16 protein-coding genes and 1 pseudogene are annotated in these 22,984 nt (G+C 58.9%); 7 read left to right on the top strand and 10 right to left on the bottom strand.

The window, feature by feature from the left end; genetic code table 11:
• Positions 1 to 41 precede the first annotated feature (41 nt).
• Positions 42 to 731: a response regulator transcription factor gene (locus NYR50_RS20080; protein WP_174010307.1), complete on the top strand. Its 690-nt coding sequence runs from the start codon at positions 42 to 44 to the stop codon at positions 729 to 731.
• A gap of 32 nt (positions 732 to 763) precedes the next feature.
• Here the strand turns inward: NYR50_RS20080 and NYR50_RS20085 are convergent, their stop codons facing one another.
• Positions 764 to 1,816 carry a low specificity L-threonine aldolase gene (locus tag NYR50_RS20085; protein ID WP_174010305.1) on the bottom strand — a complete coding sequence of 351 codons (1,053 nt, stop codon included), beginning with the start codon at positions 1,814 to 1,816 and terminating at the stop codon, positions 764 to 766.
• 371 nt (positions 1,817 to 2,187) lie between these two features.
• On the opposite strand from NYR50_RS20085, the gene gltB reads away from it, so the two are divergent.
• Genes gltB through NYR50_RS20100 form a run of 3 tightly spaced genes read left to right on the top strand, consistent with a single transcriptional unit; the run spans position 2,188 to position 8,570 of the window.
• Positions 2,188 to 6,933 (top strand): glutamate synthase large subunit, encoded by a 4,746-nt coding sequence (gene gltB / locus NYR50_RS20090; RefSeq protein WP_174010303.1) that lies wholly within the window; start codon positions 2,188 to 2,190, stop codon positions 6,931 to 6,933.
• 8 nt (positions 6,934 to 6,941) lie between these two features.
• Positions 6,942 to 7,100: a hypothetical protein gene (locus tag NYR50_RS20095; RefSeq protein WP_174010302.1), complete on the top strand. Its 159-nt coding sequence runs from the start codon at positions 6,942 to 6,944 to the stop codon at positions 7,098 to 7,100.
• A 15-nt stretch (positions 7,101 to 7,115) separates the two neighbouring features.
• Positions 7,116 to 8,570 carry a glutamate synthase subunit beta gene (locus tag NYR50_RS20100; protein WP_174010301.1) on the top strand — a complete coding sequence of 485 codons (1,455 nt, stop codon included), beginning with the start codon at positions 7,116 to 7,118 and terminating at the stop codon, positions 8,568 to 8,570.
• 74 nt (positions 8,571 to 8,644) lie between these two features.
• Here the strand turns inward: NYR50_RS20100 and NYR50_RS20105 are convergent, their stop codons facing one another.
• From NYR50_RS20105 to NYR50_RS20120, 4 genes are all read right to left on the bottom strand, one after another.
• The gene (locus NYR50_RS20105) at positions 8,645 to 10,000 is read right to left on the bottom strand and encodes a sensor histidine kinase (RefSeq protein WP_174010298.1); all 1,356 of its coding nucleotides are present in this window, start codon (positions 9,998 to 10,000) and stop codon (positions 8,645 to 8,647) included.
• On the bottom strand, positions 9,997 to 10,671 hold the full coding sequence (locus tag NYR50_RS20110) for a response regulator transcription factor (protein ID WP_174010296.1): 675 nt from the start codon (positions 10,669 to 10,671) through the stop codon (positions 9,997 to 9,999). The genes NYR50_RS20105 and NYR50_RS20110 overlap by 4 nt, the downstream gene beginning before the upstream one ends.
• A gap of 255 nt (positions 10,672 to 10,926) precedes the next feature.
• Positions 10,927 to 12,162 carry an SGNH family hydrolase gene (locus NYR50_RS20115; RefSeq protein ID WP_418137982.1) on the bottom strand — a complete coding sequence of 412 codons (1,236 nt, stop codon included), beginning with the start codon at positions 12,160 to 12,162 and terminating at the stop codon, positions 10,927 to 10,929.
• Between the two features lie 63 nt (positions 12,163 to 12,225).
• The gene (locus tag NYR50_RS20120) at positions 12,226 to 13,446 is read right to left on the bottom strand and encodes a lytic murein transglycosylase (protein WP_174010292.1); all 1,221 of its coding nucleotides are present in this window, start codon (positions 13,444 to 13,446) and stop codon (positions 12,226 to 12,228) included.
• A 195-nt stretch (positions 13,447 to 13,641) separates the two neighbouring features.
• On the opposite strand from NYR50_RS20120, the gene galU reads away from it, so the two are divergent.
• Positions 13,642 to 14,529: a UTP--glucose-1-phosphate uridylyltransferase GalU gene (gene galU / locus NYR50_RS20125; RefSeq protein ID WP_006313444.1), complete on the top strand. Its 888-nt coding sequence runs from the start codon at positions 13,642 to 13,644 to the stop codon at positions 14,527 to 14,529.
• 60 nt (positions 14,530 to 14,589) lie between these two features.
• Here the strand turns inward: galU and uppP are convergent, their stop codons facing one another.
• Positions 14,590 to 16,083, bottom strand: coding sequence for a polysaccharide biosynthesis protein UppP (uppP, locus tag NYR50_RS20130; protein WP_174010290.1), 1,494 nt, complete (start codon positions 16,081 to 16,083; stop codon positions 14,590 to 14,592).
• A gap of 419 nt (positions 16,084 to 16,502) precedes the next feature.
• Here uppP and NYR50_RS20135 point away from each other — a divergent pair, with 419 nt between their 5' ends.
• Together NYR50_RS20135 and NYR50_RS20140 are read left to right on the top strand one after the other, a co-directional pair.
• Positions 16,503 to 16,868, top strand: a complete 366-nt coding sequence (locus NYR50_RS20135; RefSeq protein WP_418137983.1) for a PAS domain-containing protein — start codon at positions 16,503 to 16,505, stop codon at positions 16,866 to 16,868.
• A gap of 60 nt (positions 16,869 to 16,928) precedes the next feature.
• Positions 16,929 to 17,924, top strand: a complete 996-nt coding sequence (locus tag NYR50_RS20140; protein ID WP_418137984.1) for a KpsF/GutQ family sugar-phosphate isomerase — start codon at positions 16,929 to 16,931, stop codon at positions 17,922 to 17,924.
• 75 nt (positions 17,925 to 17,999) lie between these two features.
• On the opposite strand, the gene NYR50_RS20145 is transcribed toward NYR50_RS20140, so the two are convergent.
• The 4 genes and pseudogenes from NYR50_RS20145 to NYR50_RS20160 form a co-directional block, all read right to left on the bottom strand.
• Positions 18,000 to 18,464, bottom strand: coding sequence for an NfeD family protein (locus NYR50_RS20145; protein ID WP_174010282.1), 465 nt, complete (start codon positions 18,462 to 18,464; stop codon positions 18,000 to 18,002).
• Positions 18,465 to 18,895: 431 nt separating this feature from the next.
• Positions 18,896 to 19,516: pseudogene (locus tag NYR50_RS20150) on the bottom strand (SPFH domain-containing protein); the annotation flags it as partial.
• Between the two features lie 57 nt (positions 19,517 to 19,573).
• Positions 19,574 to 20,608, bottom strand: a complete 1,035-nt coding sequence (gene hemH, locus NYR50_RS20155) for a ferrochelatase (RefSeq protein ID WP_174010279.1) — start codon at positions 20,606 to 20,608, stop codon at positions 19,574 to 19,576.
• A 349-nt stretch (positions 20,609 to 20,957) separates the two neighbouring features.
• Positions 20,958 to 22,883, bottom strand: coding sequence for a 5'-nucleotidase C-terminal domain-containing protein (locus NYR50_RS20160; RefSeq protein WP_174010277.1), 1,926 nt, complete (start codon positions 22,881 to 22,883; stop codon positions 20,958 to 20,960).
• Positions 22,884 to 22,984: the final 101 nt, after the last annotated feature.

The raw sequence follows: 22,984 nt of genomic DNA on the forward strand, positions 1-22,984 counted from the left end.
GAGGGTTACGCATTGCGCCGTGCCGCTGAAGGAGATCGGGAATGACCAATTCCGCCGTTCGTATTCTGATCGTCGATGACGAGCCGCCGATCCGCAAGCTCCTGCGGGTGGGCCTGTCGACCCAGGGATATGCGGTGAGCGAGGCGATGAATGCGAAGGTGGCGATGGAGCTGGTCCGGGAAGACAAGCCGGATCTTGTGGTGCTTGATCTCGGGCTCCCGGATTTATCGGGACATGATCTTCTGGAGAAGTGGCGCAGCGAAGGTCTGGCGTTGCCGGTCATCATCCTCTCCAGCCGCACGGATGAGGCAGGTATCGTCAGGGCGCTGGAACTGGGGGCGGATGATTATATCAGCAAGCCGTTCGGCATGAACGAACTTGTCGCCCGCATCCGTGTGGCGCTGCGCCATCGCCTGCAAACACAGGGCGAGAAGCCAGTCTTCCAGACCGGCGATCTCTCGGTCGATCTTGTCCGGCGCATCGTGAAGGTGGAGGATCGCGAGGTGAAGCTCTCGCCGAAGGAATACGATATTCTGCGGGTTCTGGTGCAGCATGCCGGCAAGGTGCTGACACACCGTTTCCTGCTGGAACATGTCTGGGACGAGCTGACCGACGTGCAATATCTCAGGGTCTATGTGCGCCAGCTGCGCCAGAAGATCGAAAAAATCCCGGATCAGCCGCGTTATATCCTGACGGAAACCGGGGTCGGTTACCGGTTGCAGGAGGTTTGAGGGCACCGCAAGGCGACGCCCTCCGATCGGTGTCAGACGGCAGCGCAGATCGACAGGAATTCGTCCACATCGGCCTCGGTCGTCGCAAAGCTCGTGACCATACGGATCAGCACTTCGTCCTTGCCGACATTTTCCGGCATGTCACGCGGCTCCAGCCAGTCATAGAACTTCGCGCCTTTTTCCGTCGCCGCTTCGGCCGCTGCCTTGGGCAAAATGGCGAAAACTTCGTTGGCCTGTGTCGGCCATGCCAGGCGGGCGCTGTTCAGTGAGCCGAAACCGGCGCGCAGCCGGTTGGCCATGGCATTGGCGTGGCCGGCGAGACCGAGCCACAGATCGTCCTGCAGGTAGGCTTCGAATTGCGCAGCGATGAAACGTGATTTCGAAAAAAGCTGGGCGGTGCGCTTGCGCAGGAAGGAGAAGTCCCGGGCGAGCGAAGGATCGAAAAACACGATCGCTTCGGCACACCAGCAGCCGTTTTTCGTGCCGCCGAAAGACAGGACGTCGACGCCGCGTTTCCAGGTCATTTCAGCCGGGGTCGTGCCGAGTGCGGCAAGCGCATTGGCAAACCGCGCGCCATCCATATGCAGTGGCAGGCCGTTGTCTTTTGCGATTTTGGCGATGGCGTCGATTTCATCAAGCGTATAAACGGTGCCGGCTTCAGTCGCCTGCGTCATGGTGATGGCTGCGGCGCGCCCATGGTGCACGGCATCCTGCGGATAACGCGCAATGCGCTCGATCAGGTTTTCCGGCAGCATCTTGCCATCAGACCCCTCGACGGCGACCATACGCATGCCTGAAAAGAAATCCGGCGCGCCGCATTCGTCCTCGATCACATGCGCTTCCGAATGACAGAAGGTGAGGCCGCCGGGGCGGGCGATGCTTGCCAGCGAAAGCGAATTGGCCGCCGTGCCGGTGGCGACGAAAAATACCGCGACTTCGCGTTCGAAGATTTCGTTGAAGCGTTTTTCGATGGAGAGATCGAGTTCACTGGTGCCGTAAGCGGCGGCAAAACGCGTGGATTCCCGCGACAGCCGTTCATTGACGGCCGGATGGGCGCCAGCCCAATTGTCTGAAGCAAAAAACATCTCTGAAGGCTTTCCGATAGCTGAGGGTCTGTGTTGGGCTGCGTGAAGCTATGACGAAGAAAGTTCTAGGACCTAAGATTGCGATTGGCAAATCGGGCAATGAAAGCAATGGCGCAGCGGCTCTTTCGACAAGAAAGTTTCTCACAATAGGTCAGTATCGAAACTTCGCTGCAAACAGCGGTATTCACTAATTGGATTCGGACCCTTGCTAAATTCAGCCGTTTCTGCCAAAATCAGCAGGAATTGAGACAGTCTTGCTGTCCTAAATTTGATCCAGCCGGCCTGAATGCGGATTTTGCGGGAAGCAGAAATTTGTATCGAGCCGGATCTTCGCATGAAACCATGCAAGTAATTTTGCAGGAGGGACAAACATGACGCACAAGCCGCAGGCAGAGATCGCCGCCGCAACCCTGACCACAGACTGTCCCACCGCGGCTGCGGCCGCGCCCGTTTCTGCGAAAGCGCGTTTCGCGGGCGGCTTGCCGGAAAGGCAGGGTCTTTATAATCCCGCCAATGAACATGACGCCTGCGGCGTTGGCTTCGTCGCCCATATGAAGGGCGTCAAGTCGCACCAGATCGTCAGTGACGGCCTGTTCATCCTTGAGAACCTCACGCATCGTGGCGCGGTGGGCGCTGACCCGCTGATGGGCGATGGTGCTGGCATTCTCGTGCAGATTCCCGACCGTTTCTTCCGCGAGGAAATGGCGCTACAGGGCGTGACGTTGCCGAAGGCTGGCGAATACGCGGTCGGCCACATCTTCATGCCGCGCGATCCTTCCCGCATCGAGCATTACAAGAAGGTCATCGTCGATGTCATCGGCGAAGAGGGGCAGCAGTTCCTCGGCTTCCGCGACGTGCCGGTTGATAATTCCTCGCTGTCAAAGGCGCCGGATATTGCCGCCACCGAACCGCACCATGTGCAGGTTTTCATCGGCGCCGGCCGCGATGCCGCGACCAATCATGATTTCGAGCGCAAGCTGTTCCTGATCCGCAAGGTTCTCTCCAACCGCATCTATGATGAGGGCGGCGGTAAGGAAACGCAGGATTTCTATCCCGTTTCGCTGTCGTCTTCGACCATCGTCTACAAGGGCATGTTCCTCGCCTATCAGGTTGGCGCTTATTACAAGGATCTGGCGGACCCGCGTTTCGAATCCGCCGTTGCGCTGGTGCATCAGCGTTTCTCCACCAACACCTTCCCCTCCTGGAAGTTGGCGCATCCTTACCGCATGGTTGCGCATAACGGTGAAATCAACACGCTGCGCGGCAACGTCAACTGGATGGCGGCGCGTCAGGCGTCTGTTTCGTCCGCTCTGTTCGGCGATGACATTTCCAAGCTCTGGCCGATCTCCTACGAAGGCCAGTCAGATACCGCCTGTTTCGACAACGCGCTCGAATTCCTCGTGCGCGGCGGTTATTCCATGGCCCATGCCGTGATGATGCTGATCCCCGAAGCCTGGTCGGGCAACCTGTCCATGTCGGCGGAACGCAAGGCGTTTTACGAATATCATGCTGCGCTGATGGAGCCGTGGGACGGCCCCGCCGCCGTTGCCTTCACCGATGGCAAGCAGATCGGCGCGACGCTCGACCGTAACGGCCTGCGTCCGGCGCGTTATCTCGTCACCGATGACGACCGCGTCATCATGGCGTCTGAAGCCGGCACGCTGCCGGTGCCGGAAGAGCGCATCATCAAGAAGTGGCGTTTGCAGCCGGGCAAGATGCTGCTGATCGACATGGAAAAGGGCGCGATCATTTCCGACGAGGATGTGAAGCACGAGCTTGCCGCCAAGCATCCTTACCGCACCTGGCTCGACCGCACCCAGCTCATTCTTGAGGATCTGAAGCCGGTGGAGCCGCGCGCTCTGCGCCGTGACGTGTCGCTGCTCGACCGTCAGCAGGCCTTCGGTTACACCACCGAAGACACCAAGCTCCTGATGTCGCCGATGGCGACGACCGGCCAGGAAGCCATCGGCTCGATGGGCACCGATACGCCGATTTCGGCCATGTCGGACAAGTCGAAGCTGCTTTATACCTATTTCAAGCAGAACTTCGCGCAGGTCACCAACCCGCCGATCGACCCGATCCGCGAAGAACTTGTCATGAGCCTCGTCTCGTTCATCGGCCCGCGCCCGAACCTTCTCGATCACGAAGGGGCAGCCCGCGCCAAGCGTCTGGAAGTGCGCCAACCGATCCTGACCAATGGCGATCTGGAAAAGATCCGCTCCATCGGTCATACGGAAGACCGGTTCGACACCAAGACACTCGACTTCACCTATGATGTGGAGCGCGGTGCCGAAGGCATGCCCGAGATGCTCGACCGCCTGTGCGAGCGTGCGGAATCGGCCGTTCGCGGCGGTTACAACATCATCGTTCTTTCCGACCGTCAGCTTGGCCCTGATCGCATCGCGATCCCGGCGCTTCTGGCGACGGCCGCCGTGCATCACCACCTGATCCGCAAGGGTCTGCGCACTTCGGTCGGTCTCGTCGTCGAAACCGGTGAGCCGCGCGAAGTCCATCATTTCTGCCTGCTCGCCGGTTATGGTGCTGAGGCGATCAACCCCTATCTCGCCTTCGACACGCTGCTCGACATGCACAAGCACGGCGCCTTCCCGAAGGAAGTGTCCGACGATGAAGTTGTCTATCGCTACATCAAGGCGGTCGGTAAGGGCATCCTGAAGGTCATGTCCAAGATGGGCATTTCCACCTACCAGTCCTATTGCGGCGCGCAGATTTTCGACGCCATCGGCCTGTCTTCGCAATTCGTCGAGCAATATTTCTTTGGTACCGCCACCTCCATCGAAGGTGTGGGACTGACGGAGATCGCCGAAGAAACCGTAACACGCCATACCGCGGCTTTCGGTAAGGATCCGATCCTTGCCAATACGCTCGATATCGGCGGCGAATATGCCTATCGCATGCGCGGCGAAAGCCACGCCTGGACGCCGGATGCCGTCGCCTCGCTGCAACATGCGGTGCGCGGCAACAGCCAGGATCGCTACCGCGAATTCGCCGGCATGGTGAATGAGACGGCGCTGCGCATGAACACCATTCGTGGCCTGTTCAACATCAAGTCTGCGGAAGCGCTCGGCCGCAAGCCTGTTTCCATCGATGAGGTCGAGTCGGCCGCCGATATCGTCAAGCGGTTCTCCACGGGCGCCATGTCCTTCGGCTCGATCAGCCGCGAGGCGCATACGACGCTCGCCGTCGCCATGAACCGCATTGGTGGCAAGTCCAACACCGGTGAGGGCGGCGAAGAATCCGACCGTTATCTGCCGCTTCTGAACGGCAAGCCGAACCCGGAACGCTCCGCCATCAAGCAGATCGCGTCTGGCCGTTTCGGTGTGACGACGGAATATCTCGTCAATGCCGACATGTTGCAGATCAAGGTGGCGCAGGGCGCAAAGCCCGGCGAAGGTGGTCAGCTGCCCGGCCACAAGGTGGATGCGACGGTTGCCAAGACCCGTCACTCCACGCCGGGCGTCGGCCTCATCTCGCCGCCGCCGCATCACGATATCTATTCCATCGAAGATCTGGCGCAGCTCATCTACGACCTGAAGAACGTCAATCCGGAAGCCGATGTTTCGGTAAAGCTGGTGTCGGAAGTTGGCGTCGGTACGGTTGCGGCCGGCGTTGCCAAGGCACGTGCGGACCATATCACCGTTTCCGGTTTTGATGGCGGTACGGGCGCTTCGCCGCTCACCTCGCTGAAGCACGCCGGTTCGCCCTGGGAAATCGGCCTTGCCGAAACCCAGCAGACACTGGTGCTGAACGGCCTTCGCTCCCGCGTCGCGCTGCAGGTGGATGGCGGCCTGAAGACCGGTCGTGACGTCATCATCGGCGCGCTTCTGGGTGCGGATGAATTCGGCTTTGCCACCGCGCCGCTGATTGCGGCCGGCTGCATCATGATGCGCAAGTGCCACCTCAACACTTGTCCCGTCGGCGTTGCCACGCAGGACCCGGTTCTGCGCAAGCGCTTCAAGGGTACGCCGGAACACGTCATCAACTATTTCTTCTTCGTCGCCGAAGAAGTGCGCGAAATCCTTGCCTCGCTTGGTGTTACCAGGCTGGACGAGATCATCGGCGCTTCCGAACTGCTCGAAAAGGATGAGATGCTGGCGCACTGGAAGGCCAAGGGGCTGGATTTCAGCCGCATCTTCCACAAGGTCGAAGCACCCAAGGAAGCGACTTTCTGGACCGAACGTCAGAAGCATCCGATCGACGACATTCTCGATCGCAAACTGATCGAGAAGTCTCTGCCGTCGCTCGAAAACCGCGAGCCTGTCGTGTTCGAAGTGCCGATCAAGAACGTCGACCGCTCCGCCGGTGCCATGCTTTCGGGCGCGCTTGCCAAGCGTTGGGGCCACAAGGGGCTGAAGGACGACACGATCCATGTGACGCTGCGCGGCACGGCCGGGCAGTCCTTCGGTGCGTTCCTTGCCCGCGGCATCACCTTCGATCTGGTGGGTGACGGCAACGACTATGTTGGCAAGGGTCTTTCGGGTGGCCGCATCATCGTGCGCCCGCCGGAAAACACCCGAATCGTGGCGGAAAACTCGATCATTGTCGGCAACACCGTTCTTTACGGCGCCATCACCGGCGAGTGCTATTTCCGCGGTGTTGCGGGTGAGCGTTTCGCGGTTCGTAACTCTGGTGCCCTCGCTGTTGTCGAAGGTGTCGGCGATCACGGCTGTGAATATATGACCGGCGGCATCGTCGTTGTTCTCGGTGAGACGGGCCGTAACTTCGCGGCCGGCATGTCCGGTGGCGTGGCTTACGTTCTTGATGAGAAGGGCGATTTCGCCACCCGTTGCAACATGGCGATGGTCGAGCTGGAGCCGGTTCCGGAAGAAGACGACATGCTGGAAAAGCTGCACCATCACGGCGGCGACCTCATGCACAAGGGACGTGTCGACGTTTCCGAAGACATGACGCGCCACGACGAGGAACGCCTCTACCAGCTGATCTCCAACCACTTCCATTACACGAATTCGGCGCGCGCCAAGGATATACTCGATCGCTGGAGCGAGTTCCGTCCGAAGTTCCGCAAGGTCATGCCGGTCGAATACCGTCGTGCGCTTGAGGAAATGGAGCGCATGCGCATGGGTGTGGCGGCGGAGTAATCCGCCGCATGAGAACACTACACCAACTGGTCTCGCTGATAACAGCGGTCGCCGTTCCCACGGCAATCTACTGGACGAGCGGCGAGACCGGATTTGAGTTCATCGTGTTGGGGGCGGCTTTCGGTTTCGCCACCTGGTACTGGGGCCCGACAGGCGCTCCGCTTTGATGTGAGGACATAAACGTGGGCAAGGTTACAGGTTTTCTGGAAATCGACCGTCAGGTGGGCAAGTATCAGCCCGCATCGGATCGTATCCGCCATTTCCGCGAATTCACCATTCCGATGTCGGATGCCGAGGTGCAGAAGCAGGCGGCGCGCTGCATGGATTGCGGCATTCCCTACTGTCACGGCGATACGGGCTGTCCCGTGCACAACCAGATCCCCGACTGGAACGATCTGGTCTATAACAACAACTGGGAAGAGGCGATCCGCAACCTCCATTCCACCAACAACTTCCCGGAATTTACCGGCCGCGTCTGTCCGGCACCCTGCGAGGAAGCCTGCACGCTGAACCTCGAGGATGCGCCGGTCGCCATCAAGACGGTCGAACAGGCTATCGCCGACAAGGCCTATGAGCTGGGCTTCATCGTGCCGAAGCCGGCGACGATCCACACCGGCAAGAAGGTCGCTATCATCGGTTCCGGCCCCTCGGGCATGGCGGCTGCGCAGCAGCTTGGCCGCGCCGGCCACGAGGTTCACGTTTATGAGCGTGAATCGAAGGCTGGGGGCCTGCTGCGTTATGGCATTCCGGACTTCAAGATGGAGAAAAACTTCATCGACCGCCGCGTCGAGCAGATCAAGGGCGAAGGTGTCACCTTCCATTGCGGCGTCAATGTCGGTGTGGATGTGACGGTCGAAGCGCTTCTGGCCGATCACGATGCGGTTCTTTATTGCGGCGGTTCGGAAACCCCGCGCCCGGCCGGCATCGGTGGTGCCGATTTCAACGGCGTTTATGACGCCATGCCTTACCTCGTGCAGCAGAACCGCCGCGTCGGCCGTGAAAACATCGACAGCGTCGGTTGGCCGGCCGATCCGATCCTCGCCGGCGGCAAGCATGTCGTCGTCGTTGGCGGCGGCGATACGGCGTCGGACTGCGTCGGCACGGCGTTCCGTCAAGGTGCTGTGAAGGTCACCCAACTCGACATCCGCCCGATGCCGCCGGAAAAGGAAGACAAGCTCGCGGTCTGGCCTTTCTGGGCAACCAAGATGCGCACCTCGTCCTCGCAGGCCGAAGGAGCGGCGCGCGAGTTTCAGGTGGCGACGCTTGAATTCGTCGGCGAAGACGGTGTGCTGACAGGCGTGAAATGCTGTCAGGTGGATGATCGCCGCAAGCCGATCGCTGGCACGGAATTCATCATCAAGGCCGATCTCGCCTTCATCGCCATCGGCTTCTCCGGTCCCTTCACCGACGGCGTGCTGAAGGAAATGGAAGGCAAGCTGACGCTCAACACCGATCGTCGCGGCTCCACAAATGTTGTCGCCAACGAAACGGACTACAGGACCTCGGTCGACAAGCTGTGGACGGCGGGCGACGTTCGCCGTGGTCAGTCGCTGGTGGTCTGGGCGATCCGCGAAGGCCGCCAGGCTGCGCGGGCGATTGATGAGGCGCTGATGGGCGCCACGGTTCTGCCGCGCTGAGCAGGCGGAATCGATAGGAAGCGGAAAGGCCTGTTGCAGACGCAACAGGCCTTTTTTGTTTGACTGCCGGGGCCTCAGCAATAGGGAAGCGCGATGCGGAAGCAGGCGCCGCCGGTGGGGGAATCGCTGATGCTGATTTCGCCGCCGTGATAACGGACGATCTCCTGCACGAGGTTGAGCCCAAGGCCGGTGCCGCGATCCTTCGGTCTCATCCGGTGAAATGCATCGAAGACGAGCTCCCGTTCCGTCTCGGGAATACCATCGCCGTCATCGGCTATTTCGATCACCCGGTTTGAGGCCACCCTTATGGTGATGGTTCCGCGATTGCCGCCATGTTCGATGGCGTTCTGTACGATGTTCATCAAAGCGCGCTGCAGCGAGGCGTCATCGGCAAGGGCGAGGATCGGTTCTTCTTCCGGCTCGAAGGACAGATTATATCCTTGTGAGATCGCAAGCGGCGCCATATCCGCGACGACGGACCTGCACAGGCCGACGATATCAAGCGGAACAAGCGGTGCTTTCTGCCCTCCAAGGCGTTGCAGATCGAGCAATTGTTCGGCCAGCACGGCAATGCGGCTGGCATCCGCCAATATCCTGCTGCGGGCCGAGCCTTCCAGTAAGGTTTCAACGCGGGTCTGGAGAATGGCGACGGGGGTTCGCAATTCATGGGCGGCATCGAGAATGAAACGCTTGTGCCTTTCATAGCCATCATCCAGCCGCTGCAATGCGCCGTTGACGGCATGCACGAGCGGCTGCACCTCCCTTGGAATATTGCCATCCGGTAATCGATATCCTCGTTTGTCGATATCGATGGTTTCGGCCGTTCGGGCAATGGCGGAGAGCGCGCGAAATTCCCGGCGGATGATCCAGGGAATCGCCGCGATGGTCGCAATTGAAACAAGAGCGAGAACCGGCAGGATAAGAATGTTGGAGAATAGCAGAATTGGAAGGGTCATGCTGAAGGGACCACCGTGTCCGATCATCGCAAATTCTCCGGCTGGCCCGGATACGCGGCGGACGATCGCGACGTACAAAACGGCGAAATAAGAATAGGACATTCCCGCGTCGCGTATATTGGCGATTCTAACGTCGTTCAGCGTTTGACCCATATCGCTGAAGGCTTCGGGCACCGGTCCACCCTGGATAATATCGTCATTTTCAGTCAGCGCAACGAACCAGAAATCCGGAGTCTCCCTGCGCAATTTTGCGTATTCAGGCGTCTCCTTGAGCACAATTTTTCCATCTGGTTCGCGAATGAGAGCGTTTGCTGTTATTTGCGCCGCCTCAGAGCTGAGGAGCGCGCTTCCGGTGCCGTCGGACAGCATATAAACGAAGAATGCGAGTGTGACGATGACGATGCTGCCGATCTGGAACAGCAGCAGTTGAATGGTCAGGCGCCGTTTGAGTGATCTCCTTTTGGCCGGCTTCATACGGTCGTCCTCATAAGGTAACCAACGCCCCTGATACCGTGAACCTCGACACCCGCATCCGCGGCCGCCAGTTTGCGGCGCAAGCGGGAGATATGGGAATCGAGTGCATTGGACTGGATTTCATCATCGAAATTATAGACGGCTTCCTCGAGCATTGAGCGCAGCACCGTTCTGCCCTGTCGTCGCAACAGGGCCTCAAGGATTAGCAATTCCCGTCTCGTCAGCGGAAGAAATTCCCCCTTGATGCGCACTTCACGGGTTTCGAAGCAGAATTCCAGCCCGCCCAGTCTCGCCGTCATCTTTAAGGTGCCGGCCGGCCGGCGCATCAGGGCGCGGATGCGGGCAAGCAGCTCCTCAACGGCGAAAGGTTTGGCCAGATAATCGTCCGCGCCGAGGTTCAGGCCATTGATCCGGTCCGCAAGCCCCCCCTGCGCCGTCAGTACGATGACGGGTGGGGTGACGGGCAGGAGACGCAGATCCTCGATAAGCTGGAGGCCGTCGCCATCGGGCAATTGCCGGCCAAGCACGACGAGGTCGTGAACACCGTCCATGATGGCGTGACGGGCCAGATCGAGCGTGCCGACCGTATCCACGATAATATCGAACCGGTGGAGCGCGGCGGACAGGGCTGCTGCCATTTCGCGTTCGTCTTCAACAAGCAGCAGGCGCATGAAATCGTCTCGGTAATATCCGGCGCCGTCTCGCGGAGAGAAGAGCACACCTGAAATCAAAAAAGACGGCGCCGTTCACGCTCAAGGGAAGCGACGCGTCGCCGTCAAGTCAATACCGCCTTGCGAGGAGGGGGATCGGAGATGACTGATGGGGCCACCTTCGCATTCCTGCAAAGCGGCCTTCAACCTGTCATGGGGGGATTGCCTCAACATTACGCCGATCACGGCGTGGCATTTGCTGCCGTTTTCAGGTGTCTATTGTTTCGCCTGCACGGTAGCCGGCACAAGGCGATAGTCATCGATACGCCCCGCCGGGGCATCAGACATTTCTCCCCGCTTGGTCAGTCTTTCGCGGGGAGATTCCACCACGGAAACGCGTGAGGGTCCAGCCGCAAGAGGTGTATCGCCCAGCAGCTTGTCGCCACCATCGAGATTGGGATCGGTCAGGCTGATTGGCTGGGTGCGAACCAGACCTGCGTCAATGCCGAGCGCCGGCAGGGAGGTGAGGGCGGGCAGATTGCTGCCGTCCAGTTTCACAAGATCCGGCCCGGCGCTATCGAGGTGCCGGCGCACGAATTTCTCGACGTAAAAGGCGAGCTTGCGTTTGCCGGCCTGGGTCATGCCGATGCCGTCAGCCTCACGCAGACGGGCCTGCTGGCCGTTCATGTCGTAGCCGGTAATGACGAATTTCCCGGCCTCGTCGACGAAACCGTCCCACACATCCACGAATTCACCGCCATATTTTTCGACATGGCTGCGATAAAGCCGGTTGAAGCTGACGAGATCGGCTGAAAGTGAGGGCGACTGGAAGGCGGGCACGCCAACCCAAAGCACCGGCACCTTCGGGCGACCGGCAAGGGTCAAAAGCTCGTCGATCCGCCGTTCATATTCCTTGAACCAGACTTCCGTGCCGAATTTTTCCCTGACATCACCGATCTGCATCTGCTGGCGATCGTTCGACCCCATCATGATGACGATGGTGGCCGGATTGGTCTCGCTTATGAATTGCGGCAGATTGGCGAACCAGTCGTAATAATCCTTGCGGACGAGGCCGGAAGAACTGTTGGCACGTACATCGACGGTGATCGCCGGCGAGCTGGCAAAGGCATTGACCAGCTCTTCCCCCATCCCGCCGGCCAGGAAATCGCCGATGACCAGAACGCGTCTCGCATTTTCAAGCTTGGCGGCAGGTTCCGGTTTTGCGGTTCGCATCTGAACCACCGAGGGGGCTTTTCTTGTGGGCTGTGGGCGGGTGACCGATCTTTCCCGCGGAGCAACCGGAAAATCCCGGCGGCTGCGGGGCTGATATTCGCGGCCAGAGCTACCATCGCGGCCCACCGGCTTGCCAAACAGCATTTCGAAAAGGGTGCGCCGCTGCTCCTGTGCGAAGGTTTCTGAAGGAACGAGCGGCACACAGAGGACAGCGGAGAGAACAATGGCGCAGAAACGCCAACCCGTCTTTCCGTTTCTCGCCGCAGGTTTCCTACTCATCACATCAACCTTTCCGGATGCATCGGCGGCGTCCGTGACGTCGCCGAATTCGCCGGCACATTATCAATTGCGCAGGGCTCTCAGCAATCGCTGCGACGGCTCGCCGTCATTTTGCATGCCCATGCGGGACTGGATGGCGCTGATGGCAGCTTTCGAACCGGAACCGAAATTGCCATCGATCTCGCCATCGTAATAACCGAGTTCCTTCATACGCGTCTGGAGCTCGAATTTTTCGCGAATATCCAGCGTACCGTCCGGGCGCGGCCATTTCTGCTGCATGCCGCCATAACCGGCGATCTCATCCGCGAGCAGGCCAACGGCCAGGGCGTAGCTGTCGGAGGCGTTGTATTTCTTGATCGTGAAGAAGTTCTTCATCATCAGGAAACCAGGGCCGTTTGCGCCGCCCTGCAGTTTCAGCATGGCGCGATCGGAACCGCGGGTGAAAGTCTTGCCGTTGGGGCGGGTAAAGCCGAGCTTCGACCATTCCGCAATGGACTTTGTCTGCCCTTCGTAACGCGCGCCGCCACGCGGCACGGCGGTTTCGTAACCCCAGGTCCGGCCAGGTTCCCAGCCGTTCTTGGCCAGAAGATTGGCGGCCGTCGCCAGGGCGTCCGGAACAGAATGCCAGATGTCGCGCTTGCCATTGCCGTCAGCATCGACCGCATAGAGCAGGTAGCTCGTGGGAATGAACTGGGTGTGACCCATCGCGCCAGCCCAGGAGCCCGTCAGCTGTTTGGGGGTGACATCGCCGGACTGCAGAATCTTGAGCGCGGCGATCAGCTGCGTGCGCGCGAATTTCGCGCGTTTCGGATCGGAATAGGCGAGTGTCGCCAGCGCCTGCGGAATGTTGTGCAGTCGCTCCGGCTTTTCAAGAACCGCGCCGTAATTGGATTCCATCGACCAGATGGCAAGAATGATGTGTTTGTCGACGTTGAAGTTACGCTCGATCCAGTTGAGCGTCGTCGCATGTTTCATCTTCATTTCGCGACCGATCCGCACCGTATACGGATTGACGCGGGAATCGACATAATCCCAGATCTGGGTGGTGAATTCCGGCTGGAAGGTCGCCTTGCGCAGCGCGTCCGGATCCGGCTCGCTGACACCGGCAAAGGCCTTCTGGTAGGTCGCCTTGCTAATGCCTTCTTTGGCGGCTGTTGCGTAGAACTGGTTGATCCACTGCTTGAACCCCTGATCGGCCCGGGCCGAGACGGGGGAAAACGAGATCGCCAGGCCTGCAAACATCATGCAACCGAATTTGCGGACATTTGAAAGGGTCTTTGTCATCGTCAGTCTTTCGTTCTCTCGAATATCATTTCGATTGCGAAAACGCATCGGGCGTCGTCATGGATAACAAAAGAATGTCAACAAATTCTTTACCATTAATAGATGGTAGCGTCACCCTTTACAAAACGTTGTTATTTTTGAAATAACAACTGTGTGCGGGGATTGTGATCAAGTTTTATCTCTCAGGAGGGATATGTGGTAGAACAGAAAAAAATTCGGAAGGCCGTATTTCCGGTCGCAGGTCTCGGTACACGTTTCCTGCCCGCCACCAAGGCAGTTCCGAAAGAAATGCTCACTGTCGTTGACAAGCCGGTCATTCAATATGTCGTCGATGAGGCGGCAGAAGCGGGCATTGAGCATTTTGTGTTTGTCACCGGCCGCGGCAAGGCGGTGATCGAAGACTATTTTGATATTCAATTTGAACTCGAACAAATGCTGCGTGAGCGCAACAAGAATGCCGAGCTGACATTGCTGGCCGGCCTTCTGCCCAAAGCGGGCACAGCAAGTTTCACGCGCCAGCAGGTGCCGCTCGGCCTCGGCCATGCGGTCTGGTGCGCGCGTGATATCGTCGGCGATGAGCCTTTTGCCGTGCTTTTGCCCGACATGATCATGCATTCGCAAAAAAGCTGCCTGAAGGGCATGGTCGAACTTTACGATCAGACCCAGGGCAACGTCATCGCGGTGCAGGAATGCGCTCCCGACCAGACGCATAAATATGGCATTGTCGGCGTAGGAAATGCCGTCGGCGAAGGCTTCAAGATTACCGAAATGGTCGAAAAGCCAGCCAAGGGGACGGCGCCGTCGAATTTCTACATCAACGGTCGTTATATCCTGCAGCCGGAAATTTTCGATATTCTCGAAAATCAGGAACGCGGCGCCGGCAACGAGATCCAGTTGACGGATGGCATGCTGACGCTCGCCAAGTCGCAAGAATTCTCCGGCTATCATTTCCGCGGGCAGACCTTCGATTGCGGCGCCAAGGATGGTTTCATCCTGGCAAACGTCGCTTTCGCACTGGAACGCGGCGATATCCGTCCAGCGATCGAGGAGCCGATCAAGGCTCTGATCGAGGGTCTGAAATAATCGACCGGAATACACAAGGAAATCCCGGCCTTCGCGCCGGGATTTTTGTTTTGGGGCTCATTATCGTTTCAGGATGAGTCCCGCGCCGACACGCAGTTCATTGCTGTCATAAACCGGGGTCCACTGGTAGCTGACGTCTGCGGTCAGGTCGAGATAGCGGTTCAGCCCCCAGGTCAGGCCGGCGCCAGCCGTGTATTCCACGGCGTCTTCTATGTTGGAGGACGGGAATGTGCGATGCACGATCTGTCCTGTCAGGCGCGCGACCAGGTTGTTGCGCAATTCATGGGTCAGGCCGGCATCCAGGCGGTAGGAAATCCAGCCGCCCTGCGGACCGCCGGCAAAGTCCTCTATTGTCGTGCGCAGTCCGAGATTGACATTCGTGCCGCGCTGGGGAGACCAGTTGAGTTTGCCATCCAGCGTCAATGCGCCGATTGCGGCCAGGCGATCATCGTCATATTCCTTGCGCAGATAGCCGATCGCAGCCTCGCCGCGGGTCTTTTCGCCGAGGTCGACTTCTGCGCCGACCTTCGCTCCATAGGCATTGGAGGAACGGGCATAGCCCGAATTGTCGAGGCGACTATCATACTTGGTCGTCCCCACATTCAGTTCGAGGAACGGGATCAAAGCAGGCGACAGTTCATAACCGATGCGTCCGCGCAGGTTCGCCCCGTTCTGGTCGCGATCGCTGAGGCTGATCGGCCGGCCATCGAGGCCCTTTGCATCCGTATAGACGGTGCGTGATAGATCGAGCGCTGCAAGCCCGCGCAGCTTGCCGAAATCCCGCTCTATCGATGCGCCGGCGGTAAAGCGATGCTCGCCACCCTGCACGGCAGCACCGGTCAGAGCATTGGGGTCCGTGGTTCCTTCACGGCTGAATTCATAACCCGCCTTGAGATTGGCGGTCGTTTGCGCAGTGAGATCGAGGCGCAGATTGGCCTCAATATTTGCTCGGGGTTCTTCGCCATTCTTGTTGCCGCCGAAGTTTCTCTCCCAGGCGCCATCGCCGGTCACCGTCAGCGCGTGCCGGGACCAGTCGCTGGTGAGCGTACCGCGTATGCCCGTCGTCAAATAGTTGCGCCTGGAGGGGCCGCCCGTATTCGTCTGTTTTTCCGTATTTACCGTCTGGCTGATCGAAGGCCTGAGCACGAATGTGCCGAGCCGGATGCCGGGTGTCTGTCCGGGTTCGGTTGCTATCCGCGGATTTTCCCCGCCGTCCATTGTCGGTGCATAGGGGTTCTCAGCCTCGGCAGAGGTTTGGCCGGCTTCTTCCGGCTGTTCGTAGATCGGGTCGCCGGGATTGCTGGAGGGGCGCCAGAGTTGCGGAGCGGGAGCGGGTGTGGCCTGAGCCTTACCTGTGCCCGTCACGCCGTCGGTCGCCGGGATGGTTGAAAGCGTCTCGTCAGCAGCGGAAGCGGCGCCCGGCACCATTGGTGTGGCTGTCGCTGCAGTCTGCGCGAAGGCGCTTTCGTGTGGGTAAAAAATCGTGCAGGCAAGCAGCAGGGTTGCTGCTTTCCGCGACGTCGGCAGACGTGTGGCGGTGCCCTTCACGCTCATTCCTTTTCACCCGGCGAGTTTGGCCGATGCCGGATCGAAAGCCCACCAAGGCATCTCTTCAGACCCGATGATTGGCAGGCCGATGAAATGACGTGAAGAAACCAGGGACCAGACAGGCGACGCAAGTTTTAACATCGCTTTAACAATAGGTTTTTTATGGTTAACAGTTGATAAAGATCGGCGGAGATTTCGGCGTTGGGGCGTGGTTGAAAAATCAGCCGCGCCTGCCGAGCGAACTGGCACCCCGAATTGTGCCGATGCGGATCGCCGTGCGGACCCGCCGTAACAGCAAAATATTTCTAATATGCGAAGATTAAAACGTTTCAATTTGGCACGGAATTGTCCTATGCTTCCACAGAGCGCTCGTAAATCGTTCAACAAATCGTATTGAATTTTATTTTATGTGACAGCATCGTTTCATGACTCGCGTTTTGAACATCCGGAAAGTCGGTTTTTATTGTTGGGATATTACCAATGACCGCTTCTATCTCGATGAAATATGCGCGGAATTCTTCGGGGTTTCGCTGAAACAGGGGATGCAGGGCATCAGTATTTTTCAGATGCTTGAAAAAGTGGATATCGATCATCGAAACCGTGTGATCGAGACGGCGCTGCTCACCCTCAAGGCCGCGAGCTTTTACGACCAGGAATATGCCGTGCGCCGTAGCGATGGTTCCATCTTATGGGTAAGGACGCTCGGGCGATATCTGGTCGATGAGGAAAACATCCCCTTCAAGCGGCTTGGAACGATGGAAGAAATTTCCCCGCCCGATCTGCGTCACTAATAAAGAGGAGTGGATGGCGGGAGAGTGGACTTATCCCGGCTGAAAGAGTAACAGTCGGCCATGATTACGCGCGCCGTCAAACTGGTCGAAGACAATGCCATCGAATCCGCCGTGCGGACGATTTCGATGGAGCGGGCTGGCCTTGCCGCCCTTGAGGATGCCCTGAGAAACGGCCTTTCCGCGCCCTTCTGCAAGGCGATCGAGACCATCGGCCAGTCGAATGGCCGTCTCATCATTACCGGGGTTGGGAAAAGCGGCCATATAGGCGCAAAGCTTGCCGCCACCTTCGCCTCTACCGGAACGCCTGCTTTTTTTGTGCATGCGGCGGAGGCAAATCATGGCGATCTGGGCATGATCGGCGGCGATGATGTGGTGCTGGCTATTTCCAAAGGTGGTGAAAGTGCTGAATTGCGCAGCATCATCAATTATTCCCGCCGTTTCTCCATCCCGCTGATCGCGCTCACCTGTTCAAAAAATTCATCGCTGGCACAGGCCTCCGATATCGTGCTTCTGGTGCCCAATGAGCAGGAAGCCTGCCCGCTGGGCCTCGCACCCACCACCTCCACATTGATGCAACTGGCGCTGGGCGATGCCCTTGCCGTTGCTCTTCTGGAGGCGCGCAATTTCACCGCGGGTGACTTCAAGGTGTTCCATCCCGGCGGCAAGCTGGGTGCGAGCCTGACGCTGGTCAGCGATATCATGCATACCGGCGATCGTGTGCCATTGGTCAAAAAGGGAACGGCCATGCCCGAGGCGGTGGGCGTTCTCTCGCGCAAGCACTTCGGCTGCGTTGGCATTCTGGATGAGGATGGCCGTCTGTGCGGCATCGTCACCGAGGGCGACATGGCGCGCAACCTGTCGCGCAACCTCGCCGAGCTGGTGGTCGACGACATCATGACCCGCAGCCCGAAAACCGTCAAAAAGTCGGTGCTGGCGACCAGTGCGCTGGCGACGCTGGAAAAATTCCACATCGGCGCGCTGATCGTCGTTGATGACGACAACCGGCCGATCGGGCTGGTACATTTCCACGATCTCCTGCGGATCGGCGTCGCTTAAGCCCTTTTTTCGGAAACTGGACACCGGTTTTCCGTCTGGAAATGCGCCACCAATGCCGCCGACCAGCCTCCGCGCTTATCTGTCTATCGGTTCGATTGTCAGCGTGCGCCCGCGTGCCGAGGCAATCCTGACGCGGGTTCCGGCCGGCAGGTCTTCGCCATTCACCGGCCACCAGGTATCATCAAGCCTTATCCGGCCTCGACCCTCGACGATCGGTTCCTGCAGAGTTGCGGTGCGGCCGACAAGGCTTGCTTCGCGCTGGTTCAGGAAGGGCTCGTCGCTTACCGCGCGGTTTCGGCCGAAATATCTCCGGCCGAGCAGGGCGAACACCACGGAAAGTGCGGCAAACAGCACCAGCTGCAATTGCCAAGCCCAGAATGCCGCTTCCCAGAAAAACAGCGAAAACGCACCGATGACAAGTGCGGCAAGCCCGATCCATATCAGGAAAACGCCGGGCGCGATGAGTTCGGCGGCGAGCAGCACGAATCCGACGATCCACCAGCTCCAGGGTCCCAGCTCAGTGGCAAGCCGTTGCAACATCGTTACTTCTCCGATGAAGAGCCGAAGGGATTACCCGGGATGGTAACGTTGATGCTCTGGCCGGAAGACCGGGTCGGCGGCACGGAGCGTGATGAGGTGGAGGGGGCAGGCGCGCTCGGAGCATCGCCCTTGTCGCCGAACACTTCTCTCGCGATCGTGCCGATGCCGCCGAGAGAGCCGATCAGCGCCGAGGCTTCCATCGGCATCAGCACGATCTTGGAATTCTTGGCCGTGCCGATTTCGGCAAGCGCTTCGGTATATTTCTGGGCGACGAAATAGTTGATCGCGTGGATGTTACCGGCGGCAATGGCTTCCGAGACCATGCGGGTGGCGTTGGCTTCGGCCTCGGCCAGACGCTCGCGCGCTTCAGCATCGCGGAACGCCGCTTCGCGCTGGCCTTCCGCTTCCAGAATGGCGGATTGTTTTGCACCTTCCGCGCGCAGAATCTGGGCGTTACGGGCGCCCTCTGCCTCCAGCACCTGTGCGCGTTTTTCGCGCTCCGCCTTCATCTGCCGCGCCATGGAATCGACGAGGTCTTTCGGCGGCGCGATATCTTTGATCTCGATGCGGGTGACCTTGATGCCCCATGGTCCCACGGCCTCATCGACCACGCGCAGGAGGCGATCATTGATGGCATCGCGGTTCGACAGCAACTCGTCGAGGTCCATCGAACCCATCACCGAACGGATGTTGGTCATGGTGAGGTTCTCGATCGCCATTTGCAGATTGGATATCTGGTAAGCGGCCTGTGCGGCGTTCAATACCTGATAGAAAGTGACGGCATCGGCCGAGACGCTGGCATTGTCGCGGGTGATGACTTCCTGCGTCGGAATATGCAGCACCTGCTCCATCACGTTCATCTTCGAGCCGATGCTTTCGAAGAACGGTATGATGAGGTTCAGGCCGGGTTCGAGCGTGCGGGTGTAGCGCCCGAACCGTTCAACCGTGTAACGATGCCCCTGCGGCACGGTCTTGATGCCGGCAAACAGCACCAGAATAACCAGAACAACCGCCGCTATGACGACGATGTCGAAACCGCCCAATGCAATCATCACTTTCCTCCTAGGATCAGAACGTCCGGGTTTTATCCCAACAACCTTATGGCAAGATTACACCCAGCCTTGCAACTCCCGTCTTACAACCTTTTCGAGAACGTTCATGCCTTCGATGCTGTCGTTCAGACAGGGGATATGGGTGAATTTCTCTCCGCCATTATGCAGGAAAATCTCCCCGGCTTCACCGGCAATTTCTTCCAGCGTCTCAAGACAATCCGATACGAAGCCGGGATTCATGACGGCGATGCGCTTGATGCCCTCAGAGGCCAGTTTTTCCATGGTCTTGTCGGTATAGGGCTGTAGCCATTCTTCCGGCCCGAAGCGGGACTGGAAGGTGATCATGAAATTCTTCTCGGTCCGCCCCAGAGCCTCCCGCAGCAGGCGGGCGGTTTTCTGGCAATGGCAATGATAGGGATCACCCTTTTTGAAATAGGATTGCGGAATGCCGTGGAAGGAGGTGATCAGCATCTCCGGCTCCCAGTCCAGCGTCGCCAGATGGTTTTTCACGGAGGCGGCGAGCCCCTCGATATAGGCCGGATCGTCATGATAGGGCGGAACGGTGCGGATGGCCGGTTGCCAGCGCAGCTTCATCAGATGCTCGAAAGCCTTGTCGTTCACGGTTGCCGTGGTCGAGGCGGCATATTGCGGATAAAGCGGGAAGAGCACGATTTTTTCGCAACCTTGTTCCTTCAGCGCATCGATCTTGGAAGCGATGGAGGGCTGTCCGTAACGCATCGCCCAGTCGACCACGACATTGGGCAAGTCCTTCAGCGCCGCAGCCATCAGCTCGCCCTGGCTGCGGGTGTAGGTGCGCAGATAGCTTTCATTGCGCTCGTGGTTCCAGATTTCCTCATAGGCCTTGCCGACCTTCTGCGGGCGCTTGTTGAGGACGATGCCGTAAAGGATCGGATACCAGTAGAGACGAGACCATTCGATCACGCGCTTGTCGCTCAGAAACTCCGCCAGATAACGGCGCATCGGCCAATAATCCGTGCCGTCAGGCGTGCCGAGATTGACGAGCAGGACGCCGACCTTGCCAAAACTTACACGGGGATGGTTTGCGGGGAGTGCGGATAGTTCTGTCGCCATGAATGACACCCTGAAACTCGGACTGGTTATGTGAGGAGCGGTTCCGCCTCTGAAAGGCCTGAACACTCCATCTTCTGTTTAGCGCCCAAACACAAACCGTGACGTGGTTTGGCCGGAAACGGCCGAGCTATACGCCCGGGCCGCCATTTTGTTCACGTGTTCTAGACGAAATTCTTCAGGATTAAACCACCAGCGGAGGCTATTTCCGGGGCCGGCGCAGCCGTAAGCTGTCTTTTGGCAGAATTTGATCTGTAGGTACTTGTTTTCATAGGAAAAACAAGAAACCGGCCCCATTGTCCGGGGCCGGCGTTATGTGTGCGGCAAATTGCCCTGTCCGTTCCCGTCCGGCTTATTGAGCCGGCAGTTCCAGCTCTTCGCCGATCTCGATGTGGTTCGGCTGCTTCAGTGTGTTTGCCTTGGCAATTTTATGCCAGAGAGCGCCGTCGCCATATTTCTCGGCAGCGATCTTCCAGAGCGAATCGCCTTTTTCGACGACATATTTGCTAACGGCGGCAGAGGCCGCAGCAGGTGCCGGGGATGCCGGCGCCGTTGCAGCCGGTGCGGTAGCGGCGGGCGCTGCAGGAGCCGGAGCAGCCGCTGGGGCAGGTGCGGTTGCAGCGGGCGCGGGTGCCGCAGGTTTTGCCGGGGCTACGTAACCGGCAGGCGTCACTTCGCTGATGCGGCCGTCGGTATAGGGCTTATAGGGGCTGTTGGCGGTGATATAGGCCGCAACTGCGTCTTCGAGATTGGGGCCGAAGTCATAGGCGTTGATGGCGTTGGTCGCAAAGACCTTGAAGCCATCACCACCGGTGCGCACGTAATTATTGGCTGCGACGGTATAGGTCTTGGCGGGATCGAGGGGCACGAAGCCGTCGCCTTCCTTGACGTCGACCGAAACGATGCGGCTGCCGGCCGGCTTGGAACGGTCGAAGGAATATTTCATGCCGGAAACCTGCATGAAGCGGCCCGCGACATCATCGATCTGGCTGACGCCGTTTTCGAGGGCGGCGCGAATATCCTCGCCCTTGAGCTGGAAGGTCGCAATGGTGTTCTGGAACGGCAGAACCGTGAGCACTTCACCCATCGAGACATCGCCGCCATCGATGGAGGAGCGCAGGCCGCCGCTATTTGCAAAAGCGATGGTGACGCCCTGATCCTTGACGCGCGCCAGCGTCGCATCCGCAACCAGATTGCCCATGGAGCATTCTTTCACGCGGCAAACCTTGCGGTCGCCTTCGATCGGGCCTTCCGAGGTACCGACGACCTTGGATTTCAACGCCTCGATCGGCGCCTTCAGCTCATCGATGCGCTTCAGGGTGGCTTCGTCGGGTTTGAAGCTGGAGTCGATCAGGATTGGGTCGCCCTTGCTTTCCTTGACCACGCCACTGTCGTCGAAGACCACTTTGAGGTCACCGAGATATTTGCTGTACTGACCGGCCTGAACCACCGGAACCTTGTAACCGCCGGGATTGTCGACGAGGGTCGGGTAGGGGCCTTCGGCCTTCTGGTCGGTGTTGGACAGCAGCGTATGGCTGTGGCCGCCGACCACGACGTCGACATCAGGGATTTTGGCAATGAATTCGAGGTCACGCGGATAACCGACATGGGTGAGCGCGATGATCTTGTTGACGCCGTCCTGCTTCAGCTTCTGCACCTGTTCGCTGATCTTGGCGACATCTTCTGCGATGGTGATATTGGGACCGGGTGTTGCCAGTTCCGCCGTGTCGTTGGCGACGGCGCCGACGATGCCGATTTTCTGGCCGCCGACTTCAAGCACGATGGAGGGCTTGACGCGGTCGCCGATTTTCGAGGCGGCGGTCGCCACCACATTGGCGGTCACGACGGGGAACTGTACCTTGTCAAGGAAGCCGGCAAGGCCGTCTTCGCTATCGTCGAACTCGTGGTTGCCGACGGTCATGGCGTCGAACTTCATGGCGTTCAGCACTTCCGCTTCCACCGTACCCTTGTAGGTGGTGTAGAACAGCGAGCCCTGGAAATTGTCGCCGGCATTGAGCAGGAGAACATTTTTCCCGCCTGCCTTCAGCGCGTCACGCGTCTGGTTGATTGCGGTCAGCAGGCGCGCGGCACCGCCGAAGCACTCGTTTTTACCTTCCTCTTCCGCCGAGCAGGTCGAATCGAATTTGTTGATCGATTCAATACGGGAGTGAAAATCGTTGATGTGAAGAATGTTGAGCTCGTAATCGGCAAGAGCCGCTCCGGCCGAAAGCGTGATCGCCGAAACGCTCAGCATGCCCAGTCCCAATATTTTCTTCATGGTCCCTCTCTCCTGTTCAAAGCGGAAGCCCGTGCCGGTTGATCATCCGCCGGCCGTGCTCATTCTCTAATCCAAAATCATGTCAGTCTTTCAAAACGGGA

Source organism: Agrobacterium sp. El2ro-1b (assembly GCF_048298475.1).
In the GTDB taxonomy this organism is placed as follows: domain Bacteria; phylum Pseudomonadota; class Alphaproteobacteria; order Rhizobiales; family Rhizobiaceae; genus Agrobacterium; species Agrobacterium fabrum.